Here is a 21,960-nt window from a genome sequence, read left to right on the forward strand (position 1 = left end):
ATGTCGACCGAGGCCAGGAGCCGTGGCTCATTCGTCGCGGAAGCTCAGCCACTCCGTCTCTCCGGTGTACCGGGGAGAGCTGCGGCACCAGTAATACGAGGACGCACAGCTCGATCGCAGGTCGTCGACGAAGGCGTAGGTGTGCGCCCGGTCCGTCAGAGAGACGCCGCGCGCTTCCAGCGAGGCCGACAGCTGGGCCTCCGCTGCGAGGAAGTCGGTGAGGTGCTCACCCAGCATGGACACCACCGCATCGACCGCCTCCGAACGGGAGCAGTCGCGCTCACGTTCGACGACGAGCACCATATTGTGGGGTTCTCCCTGAGCTGCCTCTTTCTCGAACGAGAACAGGTCGTCGACGAGGTTGAGGCACCACACATTCGCGTCGTAGAGGGTCTGGAATATCGGATCGGCATATACCTCGGGCGGCAGCTCGAAACCCCGGAGACGCTCGGTCATATCGAGTATCGGGGGCATGTATCCGGACCGGTACCGGATATCTCGGTACTCCTCGATCGTGGGGAAGTGCTGCTCCGAGATGTTCACAACCTCCGTGAGGAGGGCATCGAACACTTTCGTCCAGTTGTCTGCCGCGCGCCTGCGGTATCGGGCCGACATGCCCTTGCACTGGCGCGCCCACACATCGGCGAAGAAATCCACCCGGCTGTCGCCGTTGCCGCCGGCGCCCTCCACGACGCCGGTGAACGTCTTGATCAGCTCCTCCGCGTCCCGCGCCTTGAGGCCGTCGAAGGCATCGTCGACCAGGAACAGCCAGGCGAAGAAGTCCAGCCCCAGGTCCAGTTCCTCCCCGCGGGCCTCGGGCCACCACCCTCCGACGATGTCGGGGCACCGCTGGGCCAGGTAGACCTTCTCCGGCAGTCCGAAGTTCCACAGCCGCTGCACATGTCCTGGGAGAGCCTTTTCCAGCCGTGGGTTTGTCCGCAGGGCGAACGGGACGTCGAGCTCAAGAGTCGGCATAGCGATGTCCTCATCAGGAAGAGTGGCTGACGGTCTTGTAGGTGGGCAGCTCCCTCGAGCGCAGGGCGTGGCAAGAACGGAACTGGAAATTCCAGTGCCCCGGAGGATCTGCGCCGTATCGCGCAGGCAGCGGCCGCACGTTTATCCGGTGGAAGTGCGCCGCCGGGCCCGCCTGGGTGTCGCGGGCAATGCGAGAACGGGCATTCCGTGCCGGGGTCGCACTCCGATCCGCGTCAGAGGTGATACCAGCGACGCGACTTGGTGCCATGACCCGAGCCTCCGCAAGAACATCCCACTTCTCGCTGTAATCCCAAGCGTGCGCGCGACGCCGGTCCTCGTGAAGGAGCGTAGGAGGAGCGTACGACGGCACACGAGGGGCGCACTTGGTTGAAATGTTGTCATGTATGGACTCGATCCGAAAGAGTTGGTGGCTGGTTCGGGCATAGCTGTACAAGTGAACTGGCGGGAGACGAGCGGCAGTTGTTACGGCCGAGGCGTGCTACCGAGCGGCCCAGTCGCCGTACGAGCTCCAGGCTCCGAGGGTTCGTCCACTGCGGAACCGGTGTTCCGCCCCGGTGACCGGATCGGTGAATTCCAGTGCCCGGGCCAGCAGCTGGAGCGGGCGCCGGAAGTCGTCGGCCGGCACCGGGTCGCTGACCACGGGGTAGAGCGGATCGCCGAGGATGGGCACCCCGAGCGCGTTCATGTGGACGCGCAGCTGATGGGTCTGCCCGGTGCTCGGGGTCAGCCGGTACCGGCCGAGGCCGTGCGCATCGCGTTCGATCAGCTCGACGCGGCTGACGGCGTTCGGCTCGCCCGCCACCTCGTAGGCGGCGAGCACACCCCGCTCCTTCACGATCCGGCTGCGCACCGTTCGCGGCAGGGCCAGCCCGGGGTCGTACGGGGCCACCGCCTCGTACTCCTTGCGCACCCGCCGGTCACGGAACAGCGACTGGTACATCCCCCGCTCCTCGGGCCGCACCGTGAACAGCACCAGCCCGGCGGTGAGCCGGTCCAGCCGGTGGGCGGCGCCGAGGGTCTCGATCCCCAGCTCGCGGCGCAGCCGGGCGAGCGCGGTCTCGGCGATGTGGCTGCCGCGCGGGGTCGTGGCCAGGAAGTGCGGCTTGTCGACGACGACGATGTGCTCGTCGCGGTGCACGACCTCCAACGGGAACGGCACCGGCACCTCGTCGGACAGCTCCCGGTGGAACCACACGAACATGCCGGGCACGTAGGCCGCGTCGGGGGCGACGGCTCGCCCGTCGGCGCCGACGATCTTCCCGGCGTCCAGCATTCCGTCGACGACACCCGCACCCGCCCCGCTGAGCCGCTCGACCAGATGCTCGCGCACGGTGGCCCATGTGCCCTCGACAGGCAGCCGCACCCGCACCGGATCGACCCCGTGGCGCTGCGGCAGGGGGGAGGGGGGAATGCGGGGCCTGCGTCTCATCACGATCAAGGGTACGGCGGGCCTGCCGGGTCGCGTCCCGGCGGCAGCATGCGGATCACGCCTTTCACCGCCGCCCCGTCCTGCCCGCCGGAAACCTCGCGGACACCCCCCCAGCCCGAGTTGTCGACCGGCGACGGTCTCCTCCTGCGTCCGTGGCGAGCGGCAGACGCTCCTGCCGTCCGTGCGGCCTTCCAGGAACCGCGCATCCCGCGCGCCGCCCCAGGACGGCCGGCACGACATGCACCTGCACGCGCGTGCAGGGCGACTGGCCGTACGCGCGCGTGCAGGGGACGACCCGGACTAGACGGCGGCCTCCTGAACGGCCGCATCCGGTACGGCACTCCGGGGCGCCGTCCGCTGCCGGTACGCCCGATAGGCGCCGCCCGCCACCACCGTCGCCGCCAGGAACAACACCGTGAACCACTGGAAGTACCAGTGCGCACGCAACCTCGGTGGCCTGGGCGGATTGCTCCGAGAGCCGTCTGAGCTGCGAAAACTGCGCCGCCTTCCTGCGCCGGGCCGCCGCTTCGGAGCGGAGGGACGGCGCCATGACGCGTCAACAACGCTCCGGCTCAATACACCTAGAGCGGCTTGCCAGTGAATTCCAACCGCGGGGCCAGTCGCCTGGTCCTGTTGGTCCTGTAAACGAGGTGGTGCGTGAGGGGTCTGATCGCACAGCGCTTGCGACCGCCCTGGCGGGTGTTGTCGTGCAGGCCGTCGAGGCGCGTCTCGCAGATCTCTCGACCCTACAGTTCGAGGTTGTACTGGTACCTGAGGGATAGCGCCGGACGGTGCCCGTGCACCACGGCACTACTTAGCGGCAGGAGTCCGCATGCCCTCCGCCATCCGCTCCGCCACGTCCGGCACGCACCAATCCCGAGGTGAACCAATGCCTTACCGCTGTGGGTGACCATGGGCGCACGTTCAAGGACAATCAGGCAAAACTATGACTTTCCCATAATAAATAGGCTAGGGCGAGTCCCAGTTGCCGTGTACACAGAAGGCTGAATAGGCTACTGAGAGCCAGCAGTCGGGGAGGGGGATACGTGACCAGGGTGACCGCAAACAAGTTGGTCATCGCTCCAGCCCGGCCAGTCATGCGCGACGGCGAACAGGAAATCCTGTTCGAAGCAAAGCCGGACATGTCGGGGCAGATCGCTGGTATCGCCTTCACCAGTATCGAACGACTCGTCGAGACCATGGGTGACTCGCAGCCCTGGGTGTGTCTGCCGATTAGCAGTCTGAAGGAATTCCACGAGCAGTCCGGCATCCACAGGATCGTGGTCGACGCGCGGTTTATGCAACAGGGGGAAGAGTGAGCGAGTACCAGGTAATCCTGGACGATCTCAAAGATCTCTACAAGGCTTTCTACAGCGAGGAACGCACGCTGGACCAGCAGCGTCACAATGTGAACTTCGCTGCGCCTGACTGCGGAGAAGTGAAAGTCAACAAGGCTTGCCGGGAAGCCTTGGATACCGTGAACACGCTGTACCAGCTCCTGACGAAGCAGGTCGAATCCGACGGAGACAAGATCAAGCACGCGCACGACGGGTACTCTCGCGACAACCAAGATGTGCTGGCTCTATTCAATGAGCTTGAGGGGTGACCGGCGTGGGCGACAGCTACTCGAAGATTGCCGGAAATCGGACCGCCCTCCATTCTGGCGGGCAAGATCTCGCGAACGCCGCTAGTGCCGTCGCAGACGTCACAAAAGTCCTCAATGGCAAAGTTGAGGCACTGGTAAACGACGCTGGCTGGTCTGGTGATGCAGCGAATAACTTCAAGGAGGATTGGGGCAAATCCTCGGCCGCTGCAGCCGGGATTGTGCAGGCGCTGTTGAGTATTTCCACCACGATGGAGCATCTCGCTACGCTTCTCGGGGAAGCGCAACACGACCTGTGGAATGCACATGATTTTGCTCAACAAAAGGGCATACATCTCGACTCCGAAGGCGTTCCGCGGCCTGACGGTTACGAAAACCCACATTGCCAGGAATATTTGGAGTGGGTGGATGATGCGCTGAAAAAGGCCAAGCGCGCACGGGCAGACGCTGAGGTCGCTTTTGCTTCGATCGTCACAGACTACGCCCCCAAGGGTGGCGACAGTGGCGACACGCTGGGCACTTCAGATAATCTCACACTCGCTGACGCAGCACGCTCCCTTTACGCAATTCCGGCCGCCCAGACGGCGGCGATTCAGAAGAAAGTCAAGGAGATCGACAAGGAGCGCATCGATATGAAGCGCGCTCACAAACACATGCCCAAGCAGTCACGAGAGTGGAAAGAGTTCCAGAAGGAGCGACTTACTAACCGTCGAGCGTTGCGAGCCGCGAATAAGGCCCTCGCTGATGTCGAAAAGAAGGCGTCGAAGTGGAAGTTCTCCGGCGCGACGGAGATCGAGTTTTCGCGGCTACGGGAAAAGCTCAACCTCGACGGCCAGTTCAAAATGCTGGACAGTATCCCGATACTTGGCACGACAGTGGGTCTTGTGGGCGTCGCTCTCGCCACCAAGGACGATATGGAAAAGGGTTGGGGACTCGGGCACAGCCTAGGCGTTGAATTGGGTAGCGCAGGGGTCGCGATGGCCGCCGGTACCGCAGTCGAGGGCTGGGCGGCATCTGGAGGTGCCTCCGTCACGGTAGGTGTAGCTGGAAGCGTAATTGCGGGGTACGGGGTAGGCACTTACGCCACCGAACTCTTCAAGGCTGGCCATTGGGAACACAATATCCACTCCCACGGCGTAATTTCCGGGATTGGTCACAGTTTCAGTGATGCTTCGACTGCCTGGTGGGACGGAGATGTGGCAGGCGTCGGAGGGAAGATAAAGAATTCAGCGAAGAGTTTGTGGGATGATGTCTTCTAAAGAAAAAACGTGGGTGCCTCGGGAGGCGCCGATCGATTCGCTCGTGTTTGTTGGAAAATCCTGGCGTAAACGGGGTTTCCGGTATTGGGCGCTCCGTTCGATGGCAACACTTTTCGCCTTTTTGATGACGTGCATGATGATCGCTATGGCTGTAGGTATCACCACCGGGATCATTAACTCCGGAGCCTCGCCGTGGATAGTGATTCCCATTGTGGTGGCAGCCAGTGTTCTGAGCAGTTTTAAGACAGGCCAGTCTATCGCCCGAAATCAGCGTGAGCGCTCAATTGTCCGTGATCACGAAATGTGGGCAGAGGGCGCACGCGAGAGGCGAAGCCGCGGTCGACGGGTCGGCGCTGGTTCCGGAGCTCTCGGTTATGGCTTGAGTGCATTGGGCGGTCTTGGGGGCCTTGTGATCGTTGTCTGCATGCCCGTGGCAGTTGGCGCCTTTCCGGTGCTCCTTTGGTACTACCTAAAGCCGCTTCTGCCCGGGGAACTTCGTGCCCGGCGTAAGCTGGCCCGCTGGCTGACCCTCCAGGGCCGTCAAGACGAGATCCCGGCAGGTTGGGGCGACTTGAACGCGCCTGCATGATCATCTGCAGAGACTCTCTAGCAGAGAGAAAAGCGCGGCCCCCTGGTGTCGGCGATTGCCTCTTGATCAATTGTGACGCATGCCCCCTGGGGGGCGTATGCTGGCGCGCGGCCGAATTTGGGTTCTACTTTGCCGCGTGAATGCGGGCCCAATTCGGCCGCGAATTCGTGCGCACCGGTAATGCGGTGACGCGTAATTCTAATTCTCGACATGACAATTTGCCGGGGTCCGTGTCTTGTAACGCTGTATCGCGTAATTTTCCAAGTCGTCCGTGTGACGGCGTCAAGCTGCCTGAGGTGCGCCGGATACTCATCGTGCTGGAGGAGCTCGCTGTTCAGGCACTCATCGAGGCGGCGCCTCGTCGGTACAGGGCTCTGGTGCGGCTCGCCGCTTCGAGCGGCTTGCGGCAGGGGGAGTCGTTCGGCCTTGAAGACGGTCTCGACTTCCTTCGTCGCAAAGTCGAGGTATCCCAACAGCTCTGCACGCCGGACAAGGGCTCGCAGTACCTCGGGCCCTTGAAGACAGCGGAGTCCTACCGCGACGTGCCCCTGGCGCAGTCGGCAGTCACGGCGGTCTCCATGCATGTTGCGGAATTCCCACCGGTTGCGGTCGAGATCGAAGACCGCACCGACCCGCTCAATCCCCGTGCACGAAAAACCAGTCTGCTCTTCACCGACGATGATGGGCGGCCGATGCGTCGGTCGACCTGGTCCCGGATCTGGAAGGTCGTCAGGACAGACGCCAACAAGGCACTCGACGAGCAGTACAGCGAGGCACTCTCGCGGTGGCAGCGTCTCGGGAAGCCCGAAGGTGCCGAGCCGCAGCGCGTGCGAGTCCCGGAGAGGTGCACGCTGCACACCCTCCGGGACTTCTATGCCACGGTCTTGATCAAGCATCGGGAGAGCGTGAAGACGGTCCAGGTGCGGCTCGGCCACTCCAAGCCGTCCATCACCCTCGACAAGTACGTCGGCTACTGGCCGACCGACGAGGACACAACCGCTGCGGCTATCGAGTCGGTTCTGGCAGAGCCTGAGCAGGTTCCGCAGCAGAGTGCACGCGTTGTGCACGCAGCAGCCGGTACAGGCCTCCGATCCCCAGCGTGACCAGCAAAAACAACACCGTGAACCACTGGAAGTACCAGTGCCCGCCCGCCGGGTCGTACACCGCCGCCCTCGGCCAGGCCAGGTTGACCGTCATGACGAGGCCGTAGAGGAGGGCGAGGGCGTTGACCGGGATGCCCCAGCGGCCGAGGGAGAAGAGGCGGCCGCCCGTCTCGTCGGTGCCTTCGGCAGTGAACTCGCCGCGCAGGCGGCGGATCAGGAGCGGGCCCGTGACCATCGCGTACGCGAGGTACAGCATCACGATGCAGGTGGTGCCGATGGCCAGGAAGGCGTCCGGGGAGACGAAGTTGAGCAGCAGGAGCGCCGCGGCGAGAACGCCGACGACGAGGGCGGGGGCGTTCGGCATGCCCGTGCCCGGGTTGACGCGGGCGAGGCGGCGGGAGAAGGGGAGCTGGCCGTCGCGGGCCATGGAGAACAGCATCCGGCAGGCCGCGGTCTGGATGGCGAGGGTGGCCACCGCGATCGCCACCACCACGTCGGCCAGCAGCACCTTGCCGACGCCGTCGCCGAGGCTGCTGGTGAGGACGTAGCTCAGACCGTCGACGCCCAGGTGCCCGTCGGTCAGGCTGGGCGCGGCGAGCAGGCCGCCGAGGATGACCAGGCCGCCGAGCAGTCCCGCGGCGCCCAGTGCCGTGAGGATCGTGCGGGGCGCCGTGCGCCGAGGGTGGTGTGTCTCCTCGCTCATCTCGCCCGCGCTGTCGAAGCCGATCATCACGTACGCCGCCGTGAAGGAACCCACGGCAAGTGCCCCGAAGAGGCCGGAACTTGCGGCTCCCGTGGTGTGGAAGGTGATGCCGGGGGAGCGCTTCGAATGGGTGAGCAGCAGCACGACGATGAGCGCCGCACCGATGATCTCGGCGGTCACGCCGACCCGGTTGACCAGCGACATCACCCGGTTGTCCACGATGTTCACGAGCGTGGTCAGCACCAGCAGGATCACGCCGAGGACCGCCGCGTTCGCCGCGCCGTCCTGAGACGTCACCGCCGGGTCGGTGCCCACCAGCTGGAAGCCCGACCAGATCGCCGGCAGCACCATCTGCAGGGCCAGCGCCGCCGCAGCGACCACCACGATCTGTCCGATCACCATGATCCAGCCGGCGAACCAGCCGAAGGTGACGTTCGAGAGCCGCGAGGACCACTGGTAGATGGCGCCCGAGATCGGATACCGGGCGGCCAGCTCGGCGAAGCACGCGGCCACCAGCAGTTGCCCGACCAGTACCACCGGCCAGGCCCAGAAGAAGACGGGGCCGCCGAACGCGTACCCGAAGGCGAAGAACTGGAAGACGGTCGTCAGGACGGAGATGAAGGAGAATCCGGCCGCGAAGGAGGCGTACCGGCCGAGGCTGCGATGCAGTTCCTGGCGGTAGCCGAACTCCGCGAGCGAGCCGTCGTCGGGTGAGTGCGGTGGATCGGGGCGTACGTCGGAGGGGGTGGTTGTCGTCACGGCGGCACCTGCCTTCGGCGCGAGGAGCGGAGAGTGGCGCGGGTTCCTGTCAGGCGACAGAAATTAGGGACGGCCTGTTTCGTGCGCGTCACGCCGCCATGTCCAGGGCGGGCCCAAGTCCTCACGCCCTTGCTATGCGCGGCCAAACGCGATACATCGTGTGTATTGACGCTCGGACAAGGATCGCGATATGTTCGCCCACGGATATTCGTATGCGAGGTGATCGGTCATGGCGATGAAGCGCCGCAAGCTCAGCAACCCGCTGGCGCTCGCCGTGCTGGTCACCCTCTGGCAGAAGCCGATGCATCCGTACGAGATCGCCCAGACCCTGCGCCGACAGGGCAAGGACGTGAGCACGAAGATCAAGTATGGCTCGCTCTACACGGTCGTGCAGAACCTCCAGAAGTGCGGCTTCGTCGAGGTCGCGGACGTCGAGCGGCAGGGCAACCGGCCCGAGCGCACGGTCTACGGGCTCACCGAGGCGGGGCGGGAGGAGATGGCCGACTGGCTGTCCGATCTGCTGGCCGTGCCGGCCAAGGAGTTCCCGATCTTCGAGACCGCGCTGTCACTGCTCGGGGCGCTGCCCCCCGACGACGTGGTGCGGCTGCTCCAGGAGCGGCTGCAGAACCTCGAGGTGGACGTGGCGAGCGGACGCGCGGCGCTGGAGAAGCTCGGCGAGACGCTCCCGCGGCTCTTCCTCGTCGAGGTCGAGTACCAGTTGCACATGGTCGAGGCGCAGGCGGAATGGGTCCGCGGTTTCCTGGAGGAGATCGAGAAGGGCTCGCTGCCGGGCGTCGACGGGTGGCGCCACTTCCATGAAACGGGGGAGCTGCCACCGGAGTTCACCTGACGAAACAGACCCCGGCCGGGCTGTTGCAGCAGCTGGGCCGGGGTCTCGAACCCCGAACCGAACCCGCCGTGAAGCGGCTCCGGGCGATCGAGGTGCGGCACACCCAGGATAGCCCGGCGCTCTTCATGCGGACGGATCGGTTCTCATCCGGTCCTTTGTCATCCGCTCATTCAGGAGAGCAGTCGTGAGTGCTACCCGTGCGCCCGCAGTGCAGGCGCGCCAGCTGATCAAGACCTACCCCGGTGAGGTCACCGCCCTGTGCGGCATGGACGTCACCGTCGAGCCGGGCACCGTCTTCGGGCTCCTCGGGCCCAACGGCGCCGGCAAGTCCACCACCGTCAAGATCCTCACCACCCTCGCCGAGCCCGACTCGGGCACCGCCACCGTCGCCGGGCACGACGTGCTGCGCCACCCGGACCGGGTGCGCCGCGCGATCGGTGTGGTGGCCCAGAGCTCCGGCGCCGATCCGGTCGCCACCGGCCGCGAGAACCTCCGACTCCAGGGCAGGCTCTACGGGTTGAAGGGCGCCGCCCTCAGCGGTCGGGTGGACGAGCTGCTCGACCGCTTCAGTCTCGCGGATGCCGCGAAGCGTCCGGTCAAGGGCTACTCCGGCGGTATGCGCCGCCGACTGGACGTCGCCCTCGGTCTGGTGCACCGGCCCGAAGTGCTCTTCCTCGACGAACCCACCACCGGACTCGATCCCGAGGCCCGCACGGCGATGTGGGACGAGATCGACCGGCTGGCGGGGGAGGAGGGGCTGACGATCCTGCTCACCACGCACTACCTGGAGGAGGCCGACCGGCTCGCCGAGCGCATCGCCATCGTCGACCGCGGCCGGGTCGTCGTCGAGGGCACCCCGGACGCCCTCAAGGGCGAACTCCGCGGCGACGCCGTGCACCTGGAGCTCGGGGAACCGGTCGGCGAGGCCGGCCGTACGCTCCTCGAAGGCGCCCTCGGCGGTCTGCCCGGGATGCACGAGGTGCTGATCGAGGGGCGCCGGGTCAGCGTCCGCGCCGACGACGGGGCGGCCGCCGTACCCGCGCTGCTCGGGGCGCTGGAGCGGGCCGGGGTCGGGGTCGCCGCCGCGACCGTCGCCCGGCCCTCCCTCGACGACGTCTACCTCCGCTACGCCGGCCGCCGTTACTCCGAGGCCGACGCCGAAGCAACCGGGAACCTCGTCCTCGCCGGAGGTGCGCGATGAGCACGACCGTCTCCCAGACCTGGTACATGACGCAGCGTCAGCTCATGGTGTTCACCCGGCAGCCGGCGTACGCGGTCATCACCCTGATCCAGCCGGTGATCTGGCTCTTCCTGTTCGGCAACCTCTTCAAGAAGGTGGTCGAGCTGGGCGGTTTCGGGACGACGACGTACCTCGACTACCTCGTCCCGGGCGTCGTCGTGATGAGCGCGCTCAGCTCCAACATGTGGGCCGGGATGGGCACGCTGGAGGAGATCCAGCGGGGCACCCTCAACCGCTTCCTGACCACTCCGGTCAGCCGGGCCGCGCTGATGAACGGCAACGTCGTCAACAACGGCCTGATCACCGCGTTCCAGTCGGTCGTCATCGTGCTGCTGGCCCTGGCGGGCGGAGCCGAATACCCGGGCGGCGTCGGCGGCATCGCGATCCTGGTCCTCGCCTCCGTGCTGCTCGGGACCGTCTTCGGGGCGCTGTCCAACGCGCTGGGCATGCTGGTGCGGGAGCGGGAGTCGATCATCGGCATCAACACCTTCCTGCTGCTGCCGCTGACGTTCCTGTCGAGTGCCTTCATGGCGCCCTCCCAGATGCCGTCCTGGATGCGGCACATCGCCGACTTCAACCCGCTCAACTGGGCGATGGTCGCGGGCCGTTCGGCACTGTCCGAGCACCCCGACTGGGGTGACGTGCTCAGCCGCGGCGGGGCGCTGCTGGCGCTCGCGGTGGCGGCGGTGTGGCTGTCGATCCGGACGTTCCGTTCGTACCAGCGGTCGGTGTGAGCGCACCTCTTGGTGTGACGGAAACAGCGAAGGGGCGGCACCTCGGCGAGGTGCCGCCCCTTCGGACGTCTCATGCGGCGGACGCCGCGCTCTCCTGCTCCGCCTCGATGCGCGCGTTCCACTCCCGCTTGGAGGCCTGCCAGCCGTCCTCGTTGTGGCCGAGCCGCCAGTAGCCGGAGATCGACAGGTCCTCGCGCGGGATCGCCAGGTCGCAGCGCAGCAGCTGGCGCAGCTCCTTCACGAAGTGCGCCTCGCCGTGCACGAACGCCTGCAGCCGGCCCTCCGGGAACCGCAGCGACCGTACGGCCTCCACCAGCGCCTCGCCGACCGGCCGGTCTCCGCGGTGCAGCCAGACGACCTCCACATCGGAGTCGATCTTCTGCTCCTCCTCGGGACCCGAGACCTCCACGAAGGCGTGCGCCGTGACCCCGGCGGGCAGCGACTCCAGGGAGCGGGCGATCGCCGGCAGGGCGCTCTCGTCGCCGACGAGCAGATGCCAGTCGGCGCTGACGTCCGGGGCGTAGGCGCCGCCCGGGCCCATGAAGTGCACGGTCTCGCCCGGCTGGACGCGCGCCGCCCACGGGCCGGCCAGGCCCTCGTCGCCGTGGATCACGAAGTCCAGCGTCAGCTCGCGGTGGACCGGGTCCCAGGCCCGCACGGTGTATGTCCGGGTCACCGGCCACTGCTCGCGCGGGAGTTCCTCGCGGATGCGCTCCAGGTCGAAGGGCTCGGGATAGGCAACGCCCTCGGTCGGCGGGAACAGCAGCTTCACATAGTGGTCGGTGCAGGTGTCCGCCGCGAACGCGGCCATACCCTCCCCACCGAGGACTACGCGCTGCATGTGCGGAGTCAGCCGTTCCGTGCGGACGACCTGCGCGGACTGGGCCTTCCGCGGCTTCCGTGCCGGGGGTTCTGCCATGGCGTCCTCCTGTTCCCAGGGTTGCTTAGGTTTACCTAAGTTAGCACCTTCCCTCAGTTAACACCTCTCCCATGAAGACTTGATGAGTCCGCGTCGCCGGAATCGTCAGGTCCCCAGCGTCGTCAGCAGACGCTGCAGCGAGCCGCCCAGTCCCCAGCGGACCGCCAGCTCGTCCAGCGCCGCCGCGTCGCGCGGGGCGTGCGGCAGGGCCGTGTCCACGTCCGGCAGCGGCACGTCGTCGGCGACCTTGACGACCTTCGGGGCCACGGCGACATACGGCCGCGCCTCGTCCAGCCGCTTGCGCTGCGACGGTGTGAGCTTCGCCTTCGGATCCTCGACCGCGGCCATGATCCCGGCCAGGTCCCCGAACTCGGCGAGCAGCTTCGCGGCCGTCTTCTCGCCGATGCCGGGCACGCCCGGCAGGCCGTCGCTCGGGTCGCCGCGCAGCAGCGCCAGATCCGCGTACCCCGGGCCGTCCACCCCATACTTCTCGCGCAGCCATGCCTCGTCGGTCAGCTGCAGCGTGCCGACGCCCTTGAGCGGGTAGAGCACGCGCACCCCACGCGCGTCGTCCACCAGCTGGTACAGGTCGCGGTCGCCGGTGACGATGTCGACCGGGCCCTTCGCCCGCGCCGTGAACGTGCCGATCACATCGTCCGCCTCGTACGGCTCGACACCCACGCGCGCGATGCCGAGGGCGTCGAGGACCGCCTCGATGACCGGCACCTGAGGGGAGAGCGTGTCCGGCACCTCCTCCTCGTCCGGGCCCACCTCGTGCTCCTCGGCGACGCGGTGCGCCTTGTAGGAGGGGATCAGGTCGACCCGCCACTGCGGGCGCCAGTCGGCGTCCATGCACGCCACCAGGTGGTCGGGCCGGTGGTCCTTGACCAGGCGGTCGATGAATTCGAGCAGCCCGCGCACGGCGTTCACCGGTGTGCCGTCCGGGGCCTTCACGGACTCCGGCACGCCGAAGTAGGCGCGGAAATAGAGCGAGGCGGTGTCGAGGAGCATCAGTCGTCCGGTCACGCCTCGCATCATGCCGTACGGCACTGACAGTCACCCGCCGGCGAGCAGCCACCGCCAGCGCGAGCGTTCCGTGATGAGGGTTGCGGCCGCCAGAAGGGAGACCGGGACGGCCGCCCACACGGGCCAGACCCACCACGCCGACACCAGCGCCGCGGCGAGCTGGAGCAGCACGAGGAGGATCGTGACCGGGCCCGGAACCGGCACGATCACGTTCGCTTTGTCACCCGGAGTGGAGAAGACGGTCGGCAGGCCGATCAGAACCAGCACCGCGAGCACGGCGAGCGGCCAGGAGTACGACCACAGCGCCCAGGGCGTCACGATCCAGGCCACCAGCTCCGTCGCGAAGCGCAGCGTCGAGGCGCGCCTGTCGTCCGGTCGTTCCACAGCCGTCCCCCAACGTCGATGTGAAGCACCGGCGGCGATCCTACGCACTGGTTGTGAACTGAACCACTCCCGCGTTTGCCCTGGTCGGCCGGGGGCAGGCGCGGCCTCGTTCCCTGAACCCCCCCCCACACGACGAGAGGCACGCGTGTCAGCCAGACTTGAGGCCGCACAGCTCTACAAGGTGTTCGGCAGACGACCGGACGACGCAGTCGAGCGGCTGAGGCAGGGCGCCGACCGCGAGGAGCTGCGTGCCGACGGCACCACAGCCGCCGTGATCGACGCCTCCTTCACCGTGGAACCAGGCCAGATCTTCGTCGTCATGGGCCTGTCCGGCTCCGGCAAGTCCACGCTGCTGCGCATGCTCAACGGCCTGCTGGAGCCGACGGCCGGACATGTCCGCTTCGACGGCGACGACCTGACCGCGCTCGGCGACCGTGAACTGCGAGCGGTCCGCGCGCGGAAGATCAGCATGGTCTTCCAGCACTTCGCGCTGTTCCCGCACCGCAGCGTCCTCGAGAACGCCGCCTACGGCCTGGCCGTGCAGGGCGTGCCCCGCGCCGAGCGCGAGCAGCGCGCCGGCGAGGCGCTGGCCCTGTGCGGACTGGCCGGCTGGGAGAAGTCCTGGCCCGACGAGCTGTCCGGCGGCATGCAGCAGCGCGTCGGCCTCGCCCGCGCCCTCGCCACCGACGCCGATCTGCTGCTGATGGACGAGTCGTTCAGCGCCCTGGACCCGCTGATCCGCCGCGACATGCAGGATCAGCTGCTCGAACTGCAGCGGAGCCTGAAGAAGACCATCGTCTTCATCACCCACGACCTCAACGAGGCCATGCGCCTGGGCGACCGCATCGCCGTCATGCGCGACGGCCGCATCGTCCAGACCGGCACGGCCGAGGACATCCTGCTGCGGCCCGCGAACGACTACGTCGCCTCCTTCATCCAGGACGTCGACCGCTCCCGCGTGCTGACCGCCTCCGCCGTCATGGACACGGACGTGAGCGGCGCCGAGGCCGGCTGCGGCTGCGCGAGCGAGTGCGAGACCGCGACGCCCGACACGCCGTTCACCGAACTCTGCGCGATGAGCGCCCGGACCACGCACCCCGTGGCCGTCCTCGACTCCCGGCACAAACTCGTCGGAGTGGTCCCGACCCGACGCCTGGTCGCCTTCCTCGGCAACGAGGAGGCCGCCCATGCCTAGGATCCCCCTCGGCGACTGGGTCAACAGCACCGTCGACTGGCTGCTGGCCCATGTGTCCTGGCTCTTCGACTTCTTCAAAACCGTCTTCTCGGGCACCTACGACGGCATCAACGCCGTTCTGCAGGCCCCCGAACCCCTGCTGCTCGCGGCCATCTTCGCCGTGCTCGCGTTCTGGCTGCGCGGCACCCTCGCAGGCGTCCTGACCTTCGTGGGATTCGCCTTCATCGACTCCCTCGAACTGTGGGACGACGCGATGGTCACCCTCTCGCTCGTCCTCGTCGCCACCATCATCGCGCTGGTGATCTCGGTGCCCGTCGGCATCTGGGCCGCGCGCTCCCACCGGGTCAGCGGGCTCGTCCGGCCCGTGCTGGACTTCATGCAGACGCTGCCCGCGATGATCTACCTCATCCCGGCGATCCTGTTCTTCGGCACCGGGGCCTCCGCGGGCATCGTCGCCACCCTGATCTTCGCGCTCGCCCCCGGCGTGCGCATGACGGAACTGGGCATCCGCCAGGTCGACAAGGAACTGGTCGAGGCCGCCGAGGCCTTCGGCACCTCGCCCCGCGACACCCTCCTGCGCGTCCAGCTGCCCCTCGCCCTGCCGACCGTCATGGCCGGCGTGAACCAGGTCATCATGCTCGGCCTGTCCATGGCCGCGATCGCCGGCATGGTCGGCACCGGCGGCCTCGGCGGCGACGTCAACGAGGCCATCGGCCAGCTCAACGTGGGCCTCGGCTCCGAGGCCGGTGTGGCGATCGTGATCCTCGCGATCTACCTCGACCGGATGACCAGCGCCCTGGGCACCCATGTCTCCCCGCTGGGCCGCCGCGCCGCCGCCAAGGCCCGCGCCGCCCAGGGCCTGAAGATCTGGTCCTACCGGCCCAGCCCGCAGATCGCTGTCATCGGCGTCGTGATCCTCGCCCTGGTCGCGGGCGGCATGGGCGTCTTCGGCGGCACCAACGGCTCGACCCCGGTGGCCGGCGCCAAGGACGTCGGCCAGGGCAAGAAGCTCAGCATCGGCTACATCCCCTGGGACGAGGGCGTCGCCTCCACCTACCTCTGGAAGGAGATCCTCGAACAGCGCGGCTACCAGGTGGACGCCAAGCAGTTCGACGCCGGCCCCCTCTACACCGCCCTCGCCCAGGGCACCGTCGACTTCCAGACCGACGCCTGGCTGCCGACCACGCACGCCCAGTACTGGAAGAAGTACGGCAGCAAGCTGGACGACCTCGGTGCCTGGTACGGCAAGACCTCCCTGGAGCTGAGCGTCCCCTCGTACATGAAGGGCGTCGACTCCCTGGACGACCTCAAGGGGAAGGCGGGCACCTTCGGCGGGAAGATCACCGGCATCGAGTCAAGCGCCGGCGAGATGGCCCTGCTCAAGAGCAAGGTCCTGGGGGCCTACGGCCTGGACAAGGAGTACAAGGTCGTCGACAGCTCCACCCCGGCGATGCTGGCCGAGCTCAAGCGGGCGTACAGCCAGAAGCAGCCCATCGTCGTCACGCTCTGGTCGCCGCACTGGGCGTACAACGACTACAGGCTGAAGAAGCTGAAGGACCCCAAGGGCGCCTGGGGCAAGGGCGACGGCGTGCACACGCTCACCCGCAAGGGCTTCGCGGGTGACAACCCCGTCGTCGGCAAGTGGCTGAAGAACTTCAGGATGAGCGAGAAGCAGCTCACCAGCCTCGAGGCCGAGATCAACAAGGCGGGCAAGGGCAAGCAGCAGGACGCCGTGCGCGCCTGGCTGAAGGACAATCCGGGGTTCGTGGACAAGGCGGCCCCCGTCCAGAACAACGCCGCCTCCGCCGAGGCCGAGCGGCCCGTGAACGTCGCCTGGTTCCCCTGGGACGAGGACATCGCCGTCACCTACCTCTGGAAGAACGTCCTGGAGCGGCGCGGCTACAAACTCAACCTCAAGCAGATGGACGTCGGCCCGGTCTACACCGGTCTCGCCTCCGGAGATCTCGACGTCAACTTCGACGCCTGGCTGCCGTACGCGCAGAAGAACTACTGGGACAAGTCCAAGGACAGACTCAGGGACCTCGGCACCTGGTACCGGCCGACCTCGCTGGAGGTCGCCGTGCCCTCGTACGTCAAGGGCGTGAAGTCCTACGAGGACCTCAAGGGCAAGGCGGGCACCTTCGGCGGGAAGATCATCGGGATCGAGCCGGGCACCGGTGAGATGAACCTCCTCAAGACCAAGGTGCTGCCGGGCTACGGCCTGGACAAGGAGTACAAGGTCGTCGACGGCTCCACGCCGGCGATGCTGGCCGAGCTCAAGCGTGCCTACGCCCGGAAGAAGCCCGTCGCGGTGGTGCTGTGGTCGCCGCACTGGGCGTACAGCCGGTACGGCCTGACCAAGCTGAAGGACGACAAGAAGCTCTTCGGCGAGGGCAACACGATCCGCACCATCTCCAACGAGAAGTTCCCCGAGCAGTACCCGCAGCTCACCAAGTGGATCAAGAACTTCAGGATGCGCGAGGACGAGCTCGGCAGCCTGGAGGCCGAGATCAACAAGCGGGGCCAGGGCCACGAGGAGGAGGCCGTCGCCGCCTGGCTCAAGGAGCACCCGCATGTGGTCGGCCGGATGACACCTCAGTAGGGCGGACGAAGATTCCGTAGGGAAGCACGCGCGCGTGGGCGGTCCGTTTCGCGACGGACCGCCCACGCGCGTGTGAAGGGCGTACGAAAAGGATCCGGCCAACCACGGAGCGCCATGTCATCGCCCAAGCCTCATCGCTGCCGGGAGTGGAAGTGCCGACCGCACATGCACCGCGCCGCGCAGTCCGACCGGCCTCGCCGAAGGCGCCCCGGACGCCGCCCCGATGCATGGCGACACCATCGAACTGACCGGCCCTGACCGGCCGAACCGCGACACGAGGCACCAACTGGACGCCGCCCCGCCGACGTCGGAAACCGACGGACGCATGCCTGCGATCCATGCGCCGGGCGTCCCCACCGGAGCCCTGTCCGCCCGCCCGCGGACGGCCGATCCCGCACCGCCCGCCCACGGACCCCGCCACCGGCCCGGACCGCCCTGCGGCCCCGCTGGTCAGCGGCTTCGTCCCTAAGGAGGAATCCGCGCCCGTCGAGTTGGCGGAGCTCATCCACGGGTCGGAGTTGGCGAATTGACCGCACGCAGTGTTTACGGGGATGTGACGGGCGCATGAAACGGTTTGCCGAACCTGCGTAAGGTGCAGAGAACTCATCAGAAGAGCCGCACCAGGACGCAGGTGCACGGCACACGGAACCGCGCCACACGGACCACGAGCGAAGGAGGGAGCCGGAGCGATGGGCGACCACAAAGACGACCACAAGGATCAGCCCCTGCGAGTGGGCGCGGCCGTGCGGCGACGCCGTCGGGCGCTGCAGCTCACCCTCGCCGTGGTGGCCGAGCGCAGCGGCCTGTCGGTTCCGTTCCTGAGCCAGATCGAGAACGACCGGGCGCGGCCCAGCAGAACCTCCCTCGAGAAGGTGGCCGACGCCCTGCGCACCACCGCCGTGGAGCTCCTCGCCGCCGCCGACCCGGCGTGCAGCGTCGACGTCGTGCGCGCCGAGCCCGAGCCCGCGGTGGATCCGCGGGTGCGTTCCCTGGTGCGGGGGCACCACCAGATGCACGCCTCGGAGTTCACCGGGGACCATGACGCGGGCCGCGAATTCCAGTACCGCAACGACCAGTTGATGTATGTCGCCGACGGCGCGGTGGAGATCGAGGCCGAGGGGCGGGCCTACCGGCTCGGCCGCGGCGACACGCTGTATCTGACGGGCGGCGTACGCCACCGGTGGCGGGCGACCGTGTCGGACACGCGCGTGGTCGTCGTCGCGGTGGCCGAGCACGTCGAGGCGGTCCAGAACCGGTCGCGGTAGTGCCGGTGCGCGTCGTCTCCCTCGTCCCGTCGCTGACGGAGGCGATCGCGGTGTCGGTCCCCGGCGCCCTGGTCGGCGCGACCGACTGGTGCACGCACCCCGCCGGCCTTGACGTCCCCCGTATCGGCGGCACCAAGAACCCGAAGCTCGACCGCGTCCTCGCGCTCGCCCCCGACCTGGTGGTGGCCAACGCGGAGGAGAACCGGGAGCCCGACCTGGCGGCGCTGCGCGGGGCGGGCGTCGAGGTCCTGGTGACGGTGGTATGTGACATACCGCAGGCGTTCGCGGAGCTCGCCCGGGTGCTGGAGGCCTGCGGGGCGGCCGCCCGCCCCCGCTGGCTCGACGAGGCGGAGACCACCTGGTCCCGCCTGCCGCGCCCCGAGCACCGTACGACGGCCGTGGTCCCGATCTGGCGCCGTCCCTGGATGGTCCTGGGCCGGGACACCTTCGCGGGCGACGTGCTCTCCCGCCTCGGCGTCGACCACCTCTACGCCACCCACACCGACCGCTACCCGCGCATCCCGCTCGACGACCTGCGGGCGGCCGCCCCGGACGTCGTCGTCCTGCCGGACGAGCCCTACCGCTTCACGGCCGACGACGGCCCGGAGGCGTTCCCCGGACTGAAGTGCGCCCTGGTCAGCGGACGCCATCTGACCTGGTACGGGCCGTCGTTGACGGAGGCGCCGCGGGTGCTGGGCGGGGCGCTGCGGGCAGTGCTCCGCTGACCAGGCCGCGGGCCGTGTGGTGGGCGGTGGTGGCCCAGGCGGCGAGGAGCGGGACGTAGAGCAGGGCCGTGAGCCGGCTGTATGCGCCGAGCCCGGTGTGCCGGGCGGTCCCTGGGACTCCGGTAGGCGTTGGTCAGCGGACGTTATCTGACGTGGTACGGGCCGTCGTTGACGGGCGGGGCGCTGCGGGCAGTGCTCCGCTGACCAGGCCGCGGGCCGTGTGGAGGGCGGTGGTGGCCCAGGCGGCGAGGAGCGGGACGTAGAGCAGGACCGTGAGCCGGCTGTATGCGCCGAGCCCGGTGTGCCGGGCGGTCCCTGGGACTCCGGTAGGCGTTGGTCAGCGGACGTCATCTGACGTGGTACGGGCCGTCGTTGACGGGCGGGGCGCTGCGGGCAGTGCTCCGCTGACCAGGCCGCGGGCCGTGTGGAGGGCGGTGGTGGCCCAGGCGGCGAGGAGCAGGACGTAGAGCATGATCGCGAGCCAGCCGTACACGACGAGCCCGGTGTGCCGGGCGAGCGCCTCGGCGCCGGTGACGCACGTCCCCACCGGGAAGGTGAAGCCCCACCACGTCATGGCGAAGCCCATGCCCTGCCGCCGCGCCCGCACCACGTGCGCGGTGGCGAACACCAGCCAGAGCAGCGCGAAGCCCATGACCGGCACGCCGTACAGGACGGCGAGGATGCCGAATCCCTCGCTGTACGGCGCCGGTACGACCCCCGGTGCCACGTCCGCGAACCTGCCGACGGCGGTGGTGGACTGCCCGAGCGGCCCGAGCACCAGGAACAGCGTCGGGGTCAGCGCCAGGGGCAACGGACCCCCGGTGATCAGCCGGCCGAAGATCACCGGCAGCATCAGCAGGGTCGCGAGGAGACTGAGCCCGAACATCGTGAAGCAGGCGAACAGGAGCGTCTGCCGGGGCTGCCCGGCCGGCAGGTGCGGCACGAGGAGCGGCCCGAGCGCCGCGGACACCATGGGCGCGACGACGGGCAGCAGCCACACGGGCGTGGCCTGCCCCGGCTCGCCCTTGTGCCGTACGGCCATGAGGTACGGGACGGCGACGGCGGCCGCGAGCCCCACCACCGTCCCGGCGGTGAACAGCACGGCGTCGAGGAGGAGCGCGCCGTCCGGTCCGATCCACTCCCGGCCGACGGTGACGGCGCCGCCGCCGACGGCCAGCAGCGCCATGGCGAGGCACCCGTAGAACGGTGCCGTCGCCGGGTCGAGGAGATGGGCGCGGGCCTGGTCGCGGTGGTGCCTCCAGTGCAGGGTGCGGGCGGCGACCAGAGCGAGCAGGAGGCCGAGGGAGAGAGCCCACACGGCCGCCCAGACGGTGCGGAGTGCGGGAATGCCGAGGGGCAGTGCCGACCCTGCGGTGGCGACGATGGCGGTGCCCATGACGGCGGCGTACCAGTTGGGTCCGAGGTGGCGGACGGCTGTGGCGCGCGGAGGGCGTGCGGTGGCACGCGGAAGGGGCTGGGCTGCGGTGACCATGCCTCACGGTCTCGCCTCCGGTCCTCTGCAACCAGGGAGTATGTCTCTATGAGGACATAAGCTGGAGTTATGGGTAACAGGGAGGAGCCGTCGGCCGTCGCCGTCCCGCTGGCGCATCGGGTGCCCGATCTCGGGGCGCTGGAGCTGCTGCTGGCGGTGGCGCGGCTCGGCAGCCTGGGCGGTGCCGCGCGGGAGGTGGGGATCACCCAGCCGGCGGCGAGCAGCCGTATCCGGTCCATGGAACGGCAGTTGGGCGTGGCCCTCGTCGACCGGTCACCACGCGGCTCCCGCCTCACGGACGCCGGAGCGCTGGTCACGGACTGGGCGCGGCGGATCGTCGAGGCGGCGGAGGCCTTCGACGTGGGGGCGCAGGCGCTGCGGGACCGGCGGGACTCCCGGCTGCGGGTGGCGGCGAGCATGACCATCGCCGAATACCTGCTGCCCGGCTGGCTGTTGGCGCTGCGCGCCCAGCGGCCCGACACGGCGGTGTCCCTGCTCGCGGGCAACTCGGCGGCGGTGGCGGAGCGGTTGCTGTCGGGCGAGGCCGACCTGGGTTTTGTGGAGGGGGTGAGTGTGCCGCCCGGCCTGGACTCGACGGTGATCGCCCACGACCGTCTGATCGTGGTGACGGCGCCCGGTCATGCCTGGGCCCGCCGCCGGCGCCCGCTGGAGGCCTCGGAGCTGGCGACGACGCCGCTGATCCTCCGCGAGAAGGGGTCGGGGACCCGGCAGGTCCTGGATGCGGCGCTGGGTGGGCTGGCGCGGCCGCTGATCGAACTGTCGTCGACGACTGCGGTGAAGGCCGCGGCGGTCAGTGGGGCGGGGCCGGCGGTGTTGAGCGAGCTGGCGGTGGGGGAGGAGCTGGCGATGCGGCGGCTGGTACCGGTGCCGGTCGACGGCGTCGCCCTCGCCCGGGAGCTGCGGGCGGTGTGGCCGACGGGGCACCGGCCGGTGGGGCCGGCACGGGAGCTGTTGTCACTGACCCGCGGGTGACGTCCCCTGCCGTACCTGGGGGCTGCGCCCCCAGACCCCCGCTTTCGGCCTGAACGGCCTCGTCCTCAAACGCCGGACGGGCTGAAACCCAGCC

At 68.4% G+C, this 21,960-nt stretch carries 21 protein-coding genes; 13 read left to right on the forward strand and 8 right to left on the reverse strand.

Features of this window, described 5'->3' with window-relative positions; translation table 11 throughout:
* Positions 1-27: 27 nt before the first annotated feature.
* The 3 genes from ACWC1K_RS21830 to ACWC1K_RS21840 form a co-directional block, all read right to left on the reverse strand.
* Positions 28-975 carry a terpene synthase family protein gene (locus ACWC1K_RS21830; RefSeq protein ID WP_450833485.1) on the reverse strand — a complete coding sequence of 316 codons (948 nt, stop codon included), beginning with the start codon at positions 973-975 and terminating at the stop codon, positions 28-30.
* 499 nt (positions 976-1,474) lie between these two features.
* Positions 1,475-2,425: an RluA family pseudouridine synthase gene (locus ACWC1K_RS21835; RefSeq protein ID WP_450833486.1), complete on the reverse strand. Its 951-nt coding sequence runs from the start codon at positions 2,423-2,425 to the stop codon at positions 1,475-1,477.
* A gap of 300 nt (positions 2,426-2,725) precedes the next feature.
* Positions 2,726-2,872 carry a hypothetical protein gene (locus ACWC1K_RS21840; RefSeq protein ID WP_450833488.1) on the reverse strand — a complete coding sequence of 49 codons (147 nt, stop codon included), beginning with the start codon at positions 2,870-2,872 and terminating at the stop codon, positions 2,726-2,728.
* A 599-nt stretch (positions 2,873-3,471) separates the two neighbouring features.
* Between ACWC1K_RS21840 and ACWC1K_RS21845 the strand changes: the two genes are divergently transcribed.
* The 5 genes from ACWC1K_RS21845 (at position 3,472) to ACWC1K_RS21865 (ending at position 6,979) form a co-directional block, all read left to right on the forward strand.
* Positions 3,472-3,744: an SAV_915 family protein gene (locus ACWC1K_RS21845; RefSeq protein WP_450833490.1), complete on the forward strand. Its 273-nt coding sequence runs from the start codon at positions 3,472-3,474 to the stop codon at positions 3,742-3,744.
* Positions 3,741-4,031: a DUF6317 family protein gene (locus tag ACWC1K_RS21850; RefSeq protein ID WP_450833492.1), complete on the forward strand. Its 291-nt coding sequence runs from the start codon at positions 3,741-3,743 to the stop codon at positions 4,029-4,031. The genes ACWC1K_RS21845 and ACWC1K_RS21850 overlap by 4 nt, the downstream gene beginning before the upstream one ends.
* 5 nt (positions 4,032-4,036) lie before the next feature.
* The gene (locus ACWC1K_RS21855; protein ID WP_450833494.1) at positions 4,037-5,287 is read left to right on the forward strand and encodes a WXG100 family type VII secretion target; all 1,251 of its coding nucleotides are present in this window, start codon (positions 4,037-4,039) and stop codon (positions 5,285-5,287) included.
* Positions 5,274-5,876 carry a hypothetical protein gene (locus ACWC1K_RS21860; RefSeq protein WP_450833496.1) on the forward strand — a complete coding sequence of 201 codons (603 nt, stop codon included), beginning with the start codon at positions 5,274-5,276 and terminating at the stop codon, positions 5,874-5,876. The genes ACWC1K_RS21855 and ACWC1K_RS21860 overlap by 14 nt, the downstream gene beginning before the upstream one ends.
* A 296-nt stretch (positions 5,877-6,172) precedes the next feature.
* Positions 6,173-6,979, forward strand: a complete 807-nt coding sequence (locus tag ACWC1K_RS21865; protein WP_450833497.1) for a tyrosine-type recombinase/integrase — start codon at positions 6,173-6,175, stop codon at positions 6,977-6,979.
* On the opposite strand, the gene ACWC1K_RS21870 is transcribed toward ACWC1K_RS21865, so the two are convergent.
* A complete protein-coding gene (locus tag ACWC1K_RS21870) occupies positions 6,882-8,441 on the reverse strand; it encodes an amino acid permease (protein ID WP_450833499.1) in 1,560 nt (519 codons plus the stop codon). The two genes, ACWC1K_RS21865 and ACWC1K_RS21870, sit on opposite strands and share 98 nt — an antisense overlap.
* 229 nt (positions 8,442-8,670) lie before the next feature.
* On the opposite strand from ACWC1K_RS21870, the gene ACWC1K_RS21875 reads away from it, so the two are divergent.
* The 3 genes from ACWC1K_RS21875 (at position 8,671) to ACWC1K_RS21885 (ending at position 11,265) form a co-directional block, all read left to right on the forward strand.
* Complete coding sequence (locus ACWC1K_RS21875) at positions 8,671-9,291, forward strand: PadR family transcriptional regulator (RefSeq protein WP_450833500.1); 621 nt, start codon at positions 8,671-8,673, stop codon at positions 9,289-9,291.
* Positions 9,292-9,475: 184 nt separating this feature from the next.
* Entirely contained in the window at positions 9,476-10,492 is a 1,017-nt protein-coding gene (locus tag ACWC1K_RS21880) for an ATP-binding cassette domain-containing protein (protein ID WP_450833501.1), read from the forward strand.
* A complete protein-coding gene (locus ACWC1K_RS21885; RefSeq protein ID WP_450833503.1) occupies positions 10,489-11,265 on the forward strand; it encodes an ABC transporter permease in 777 nt (258 codons plus the stop codon). Before ACWC1K_RS21880 ends, ACWC1K_RS21885 begins: the two co-directional genes overlap by 4 nt.
* A gap of 70 nt (positions 11,266-11,335) precedes the next feature.
* Here ACWC1K_RS21885 and ACWC1K_RS21890 read toward each other — a convergent pair whose 3' ends face one another.
* From ACWC1K_RS21890 to ACWC1K_RS21900, 3 genes are all read right to left on the reverse strand, one after another.
* On the reverse strand, positions 11,336-12,184 hold the full coding sequence (locus ACWC1K_RS21890) for a siderophore-interacting protein (protein ID WP_450833504.1): 849 nt from the start codon (positions 12,182-12,184) through the stop codon (positions 11,336-11,338).
* A 105-nt stretch (positions 12,185-12,289) separates the two neighbouring features.
* On the reverse strand, positions 12,290-13,219 hold the full coding sequence (locus ACWC1K_RS21895; RefSeq protein WP_450833523.1) for a 5'-3' exonuclease: 930 nt from the start codon (positions 13,217-13,219) through the stop codon (positions 12,290-12,292).
* Positions 13,220-13,240: 21 nt separating this feature from the next.
* Positions 13,241-13,594 carry a hypothetical protein gene (locus ACWC1K_RS21900; RefSeq protein WP_450833505.1) on the reverse strand — a complete coding sequence of 118 codons (354 nt, stop codon included), beginning with the start codon at positions 13,592-13,594 and terminating at the stop codon, positions 13,241-13,243.
* Between the two features lie 145 nt (positions 13,595-13,739).
* Between ACWC1K_RS21900 and ACWC1K_RS21905 the strand changes: the two genes are divergently transcribed.
* From ACWC1K_RS21905 to ACWC1K_RS21920, 4 genes are all read left to right on the forward strand, one after another.
* On the forward strand, positions 13,740-14,789 hold the full coding sequence (locus ACWC1K_RS21905) for a quaternary amine ABC transporter ATP-binding protein (protein ID WP_450833506.1): 1,050 nt from the start codon (positions 13,740-13,742) through the stop codon (positions 14,787-14,789).
* Positions 14,782-17,391 (forward strand): ABC transporter permease/substrate binding protein, encoded by a 2,610-nt coding sequence (locus ACWC1K_RS21910; RefSeq protein WP_450833507.1) that lies wholly within the window; start codon positions 14,782-14,784, stop codon positions 17,389-17,391. The genes ACWC1K_RS21905 and ACWC1K_RS21910 overlap by 8 nt, the downstream gene beginning before the upstream one ends.
* A gap of 689 nt (positions 17,392-18,080) precedes the next feature.
* Entirely contained in the window at positions 18,081-18,656 is a 576-nt protein-coding gene (locus ACWC1K_RS21915) for a helix-turn-helix domain-containing protein (RefSeq protein WP_450833509.1), read from the forward strand.
* A 5-nt stretch (positions 18,657-18,661) separates the two neighbouring features.
* Entirely contained in the window at positions 18,662-19,381 is a 720-nt protein-coding gene (locus ACWC1K_RS21920) for a helical backbone metal receptor (protein ID WP_450833511.1), read from the forward strand.
* A gap of 337 nt (positions 19,382-19,718) precedes the next feature.
* Here ACWC1K_RS21920 and ACWC1K_RS21925 read toward each other — a convergent pair whose 3' ends face one another.
* Positions 19,719-20,873 carry a TDT family transporter gene (locus ACWC1K_RS21925; protein ID WP_450833513.1) on the reverse strand — a complete coding sequence of 385 codons (1,155 nt, stop codon included), beginning with the start codon at positions 20,871-20,873 and terminating at the stop codon, positions 19,719-19,721.
* A gap of 69 nt (positions 20,874-20,942) precedes the next feature.
* Between ACWC1K_RS21925 and ACWC1K_RS21930 the strand changes: the two genes are divergently transcribed.
* Positions 20,943-21,866 (forward strand): LysR family transcriptional regulator, encoded by a 924-nt coding sequence (locus ACWC1K_RS21930; protein ID WP_450833514.1) that lies wholly within the window; start codon positions 20,943-20,945, stop codon positions 21,864-21,866.
* Positions 21,867-21,960 lie beyond the last annotated feature (94 nt).

The organism is Streptomyces sp. NPDC001492, assembly GCF_053597275.1.

Excerpts from the sequence above, each read along its gene's own strand:
- ACWC1K_RS21860 (WP_450833496.1), top strand. The coding sequence starts at position 5,274 with ATGATGTCTTCTAAAGAAAAAACGTGGGTGCCTCGGGAGGCGCCGATC.
- ACWC1K_RS21890 (WP_450833504.1), bottom strand. The coding sequence starts at position 12,184 with ATGGCAGAACCCCCGGCACGGAAGCCGCGGAAGGCCCAGTCCGCGCAG.
- ACWC1K_RS21925 (WP_450833513.1), bottom strand. The coding sequence starts at position 20,873 with ATGGTCACCGCAGCCCAGCCCCTTCCGCGTGCCACCGCACGCCCTCCG.
- ACWC1K_RS21830 (WP_450833485.1), bottom strand. The coding sequence starts at position 975 with ATGCCGACTCTTGAGCTCGACGTCCCGTTCGCCCTGCGGACAAACCCA.
- ACWC1K_RS21930 (WP_450833514.1), top strand. The coding sequence starts at position 20,943 with ATGGGTAACAGGGAGGAGCCGTCGGCCGTCGCCGTCCCGCTGGCGCAT.
- ACWC1K_RS21835 (WP_450833486.1), bottom strand. The coding sequence starts at position 2,425 with ATGAGACGCAGGCCCCGCATTCCCCCCTCCCCCCTGCCGCAGCGCCAC.
- ACWC1K_RS21910 (WP_450833507.1), top strand. The coding sequence starts at position 14,782 with ATGCCTAGGATCCCCCTCGGCGACTGGGTCAACAGCACCGTCGACTGG.
- ACWC1K_RS21915 (WP_450833509.1), top strand. The coding sequence starts at position 18,081 with ATGGGCGACCACAAAGACGACCACAAGGATCAGCCCCTGCGAGTGGGC.
- ACWC1K_RS21885 (WP_450833503.1), top strand. The coding sequence starts at position 10,489 with ATGAGCACGACCGTCTCCCAGACCTGGTACATGACGCAGCGTCAGCTC.
- ACWC1K_RS21875 (WP_450833500.1), top strand. The coding sequence starts at position 8,671 with ATGGCGATGAAGCGCCGCAAGCTCAGCAACCCGCTGGCGCTCGCCGTG.
- ACWC1K_RS21895 (WP_450833523.1), bottom strand. The coding sequence starts at position 13,219 with ATGCGAGGCGTGACCGGACGACTGATGCTCCTCGACACCGCCTCGCTC.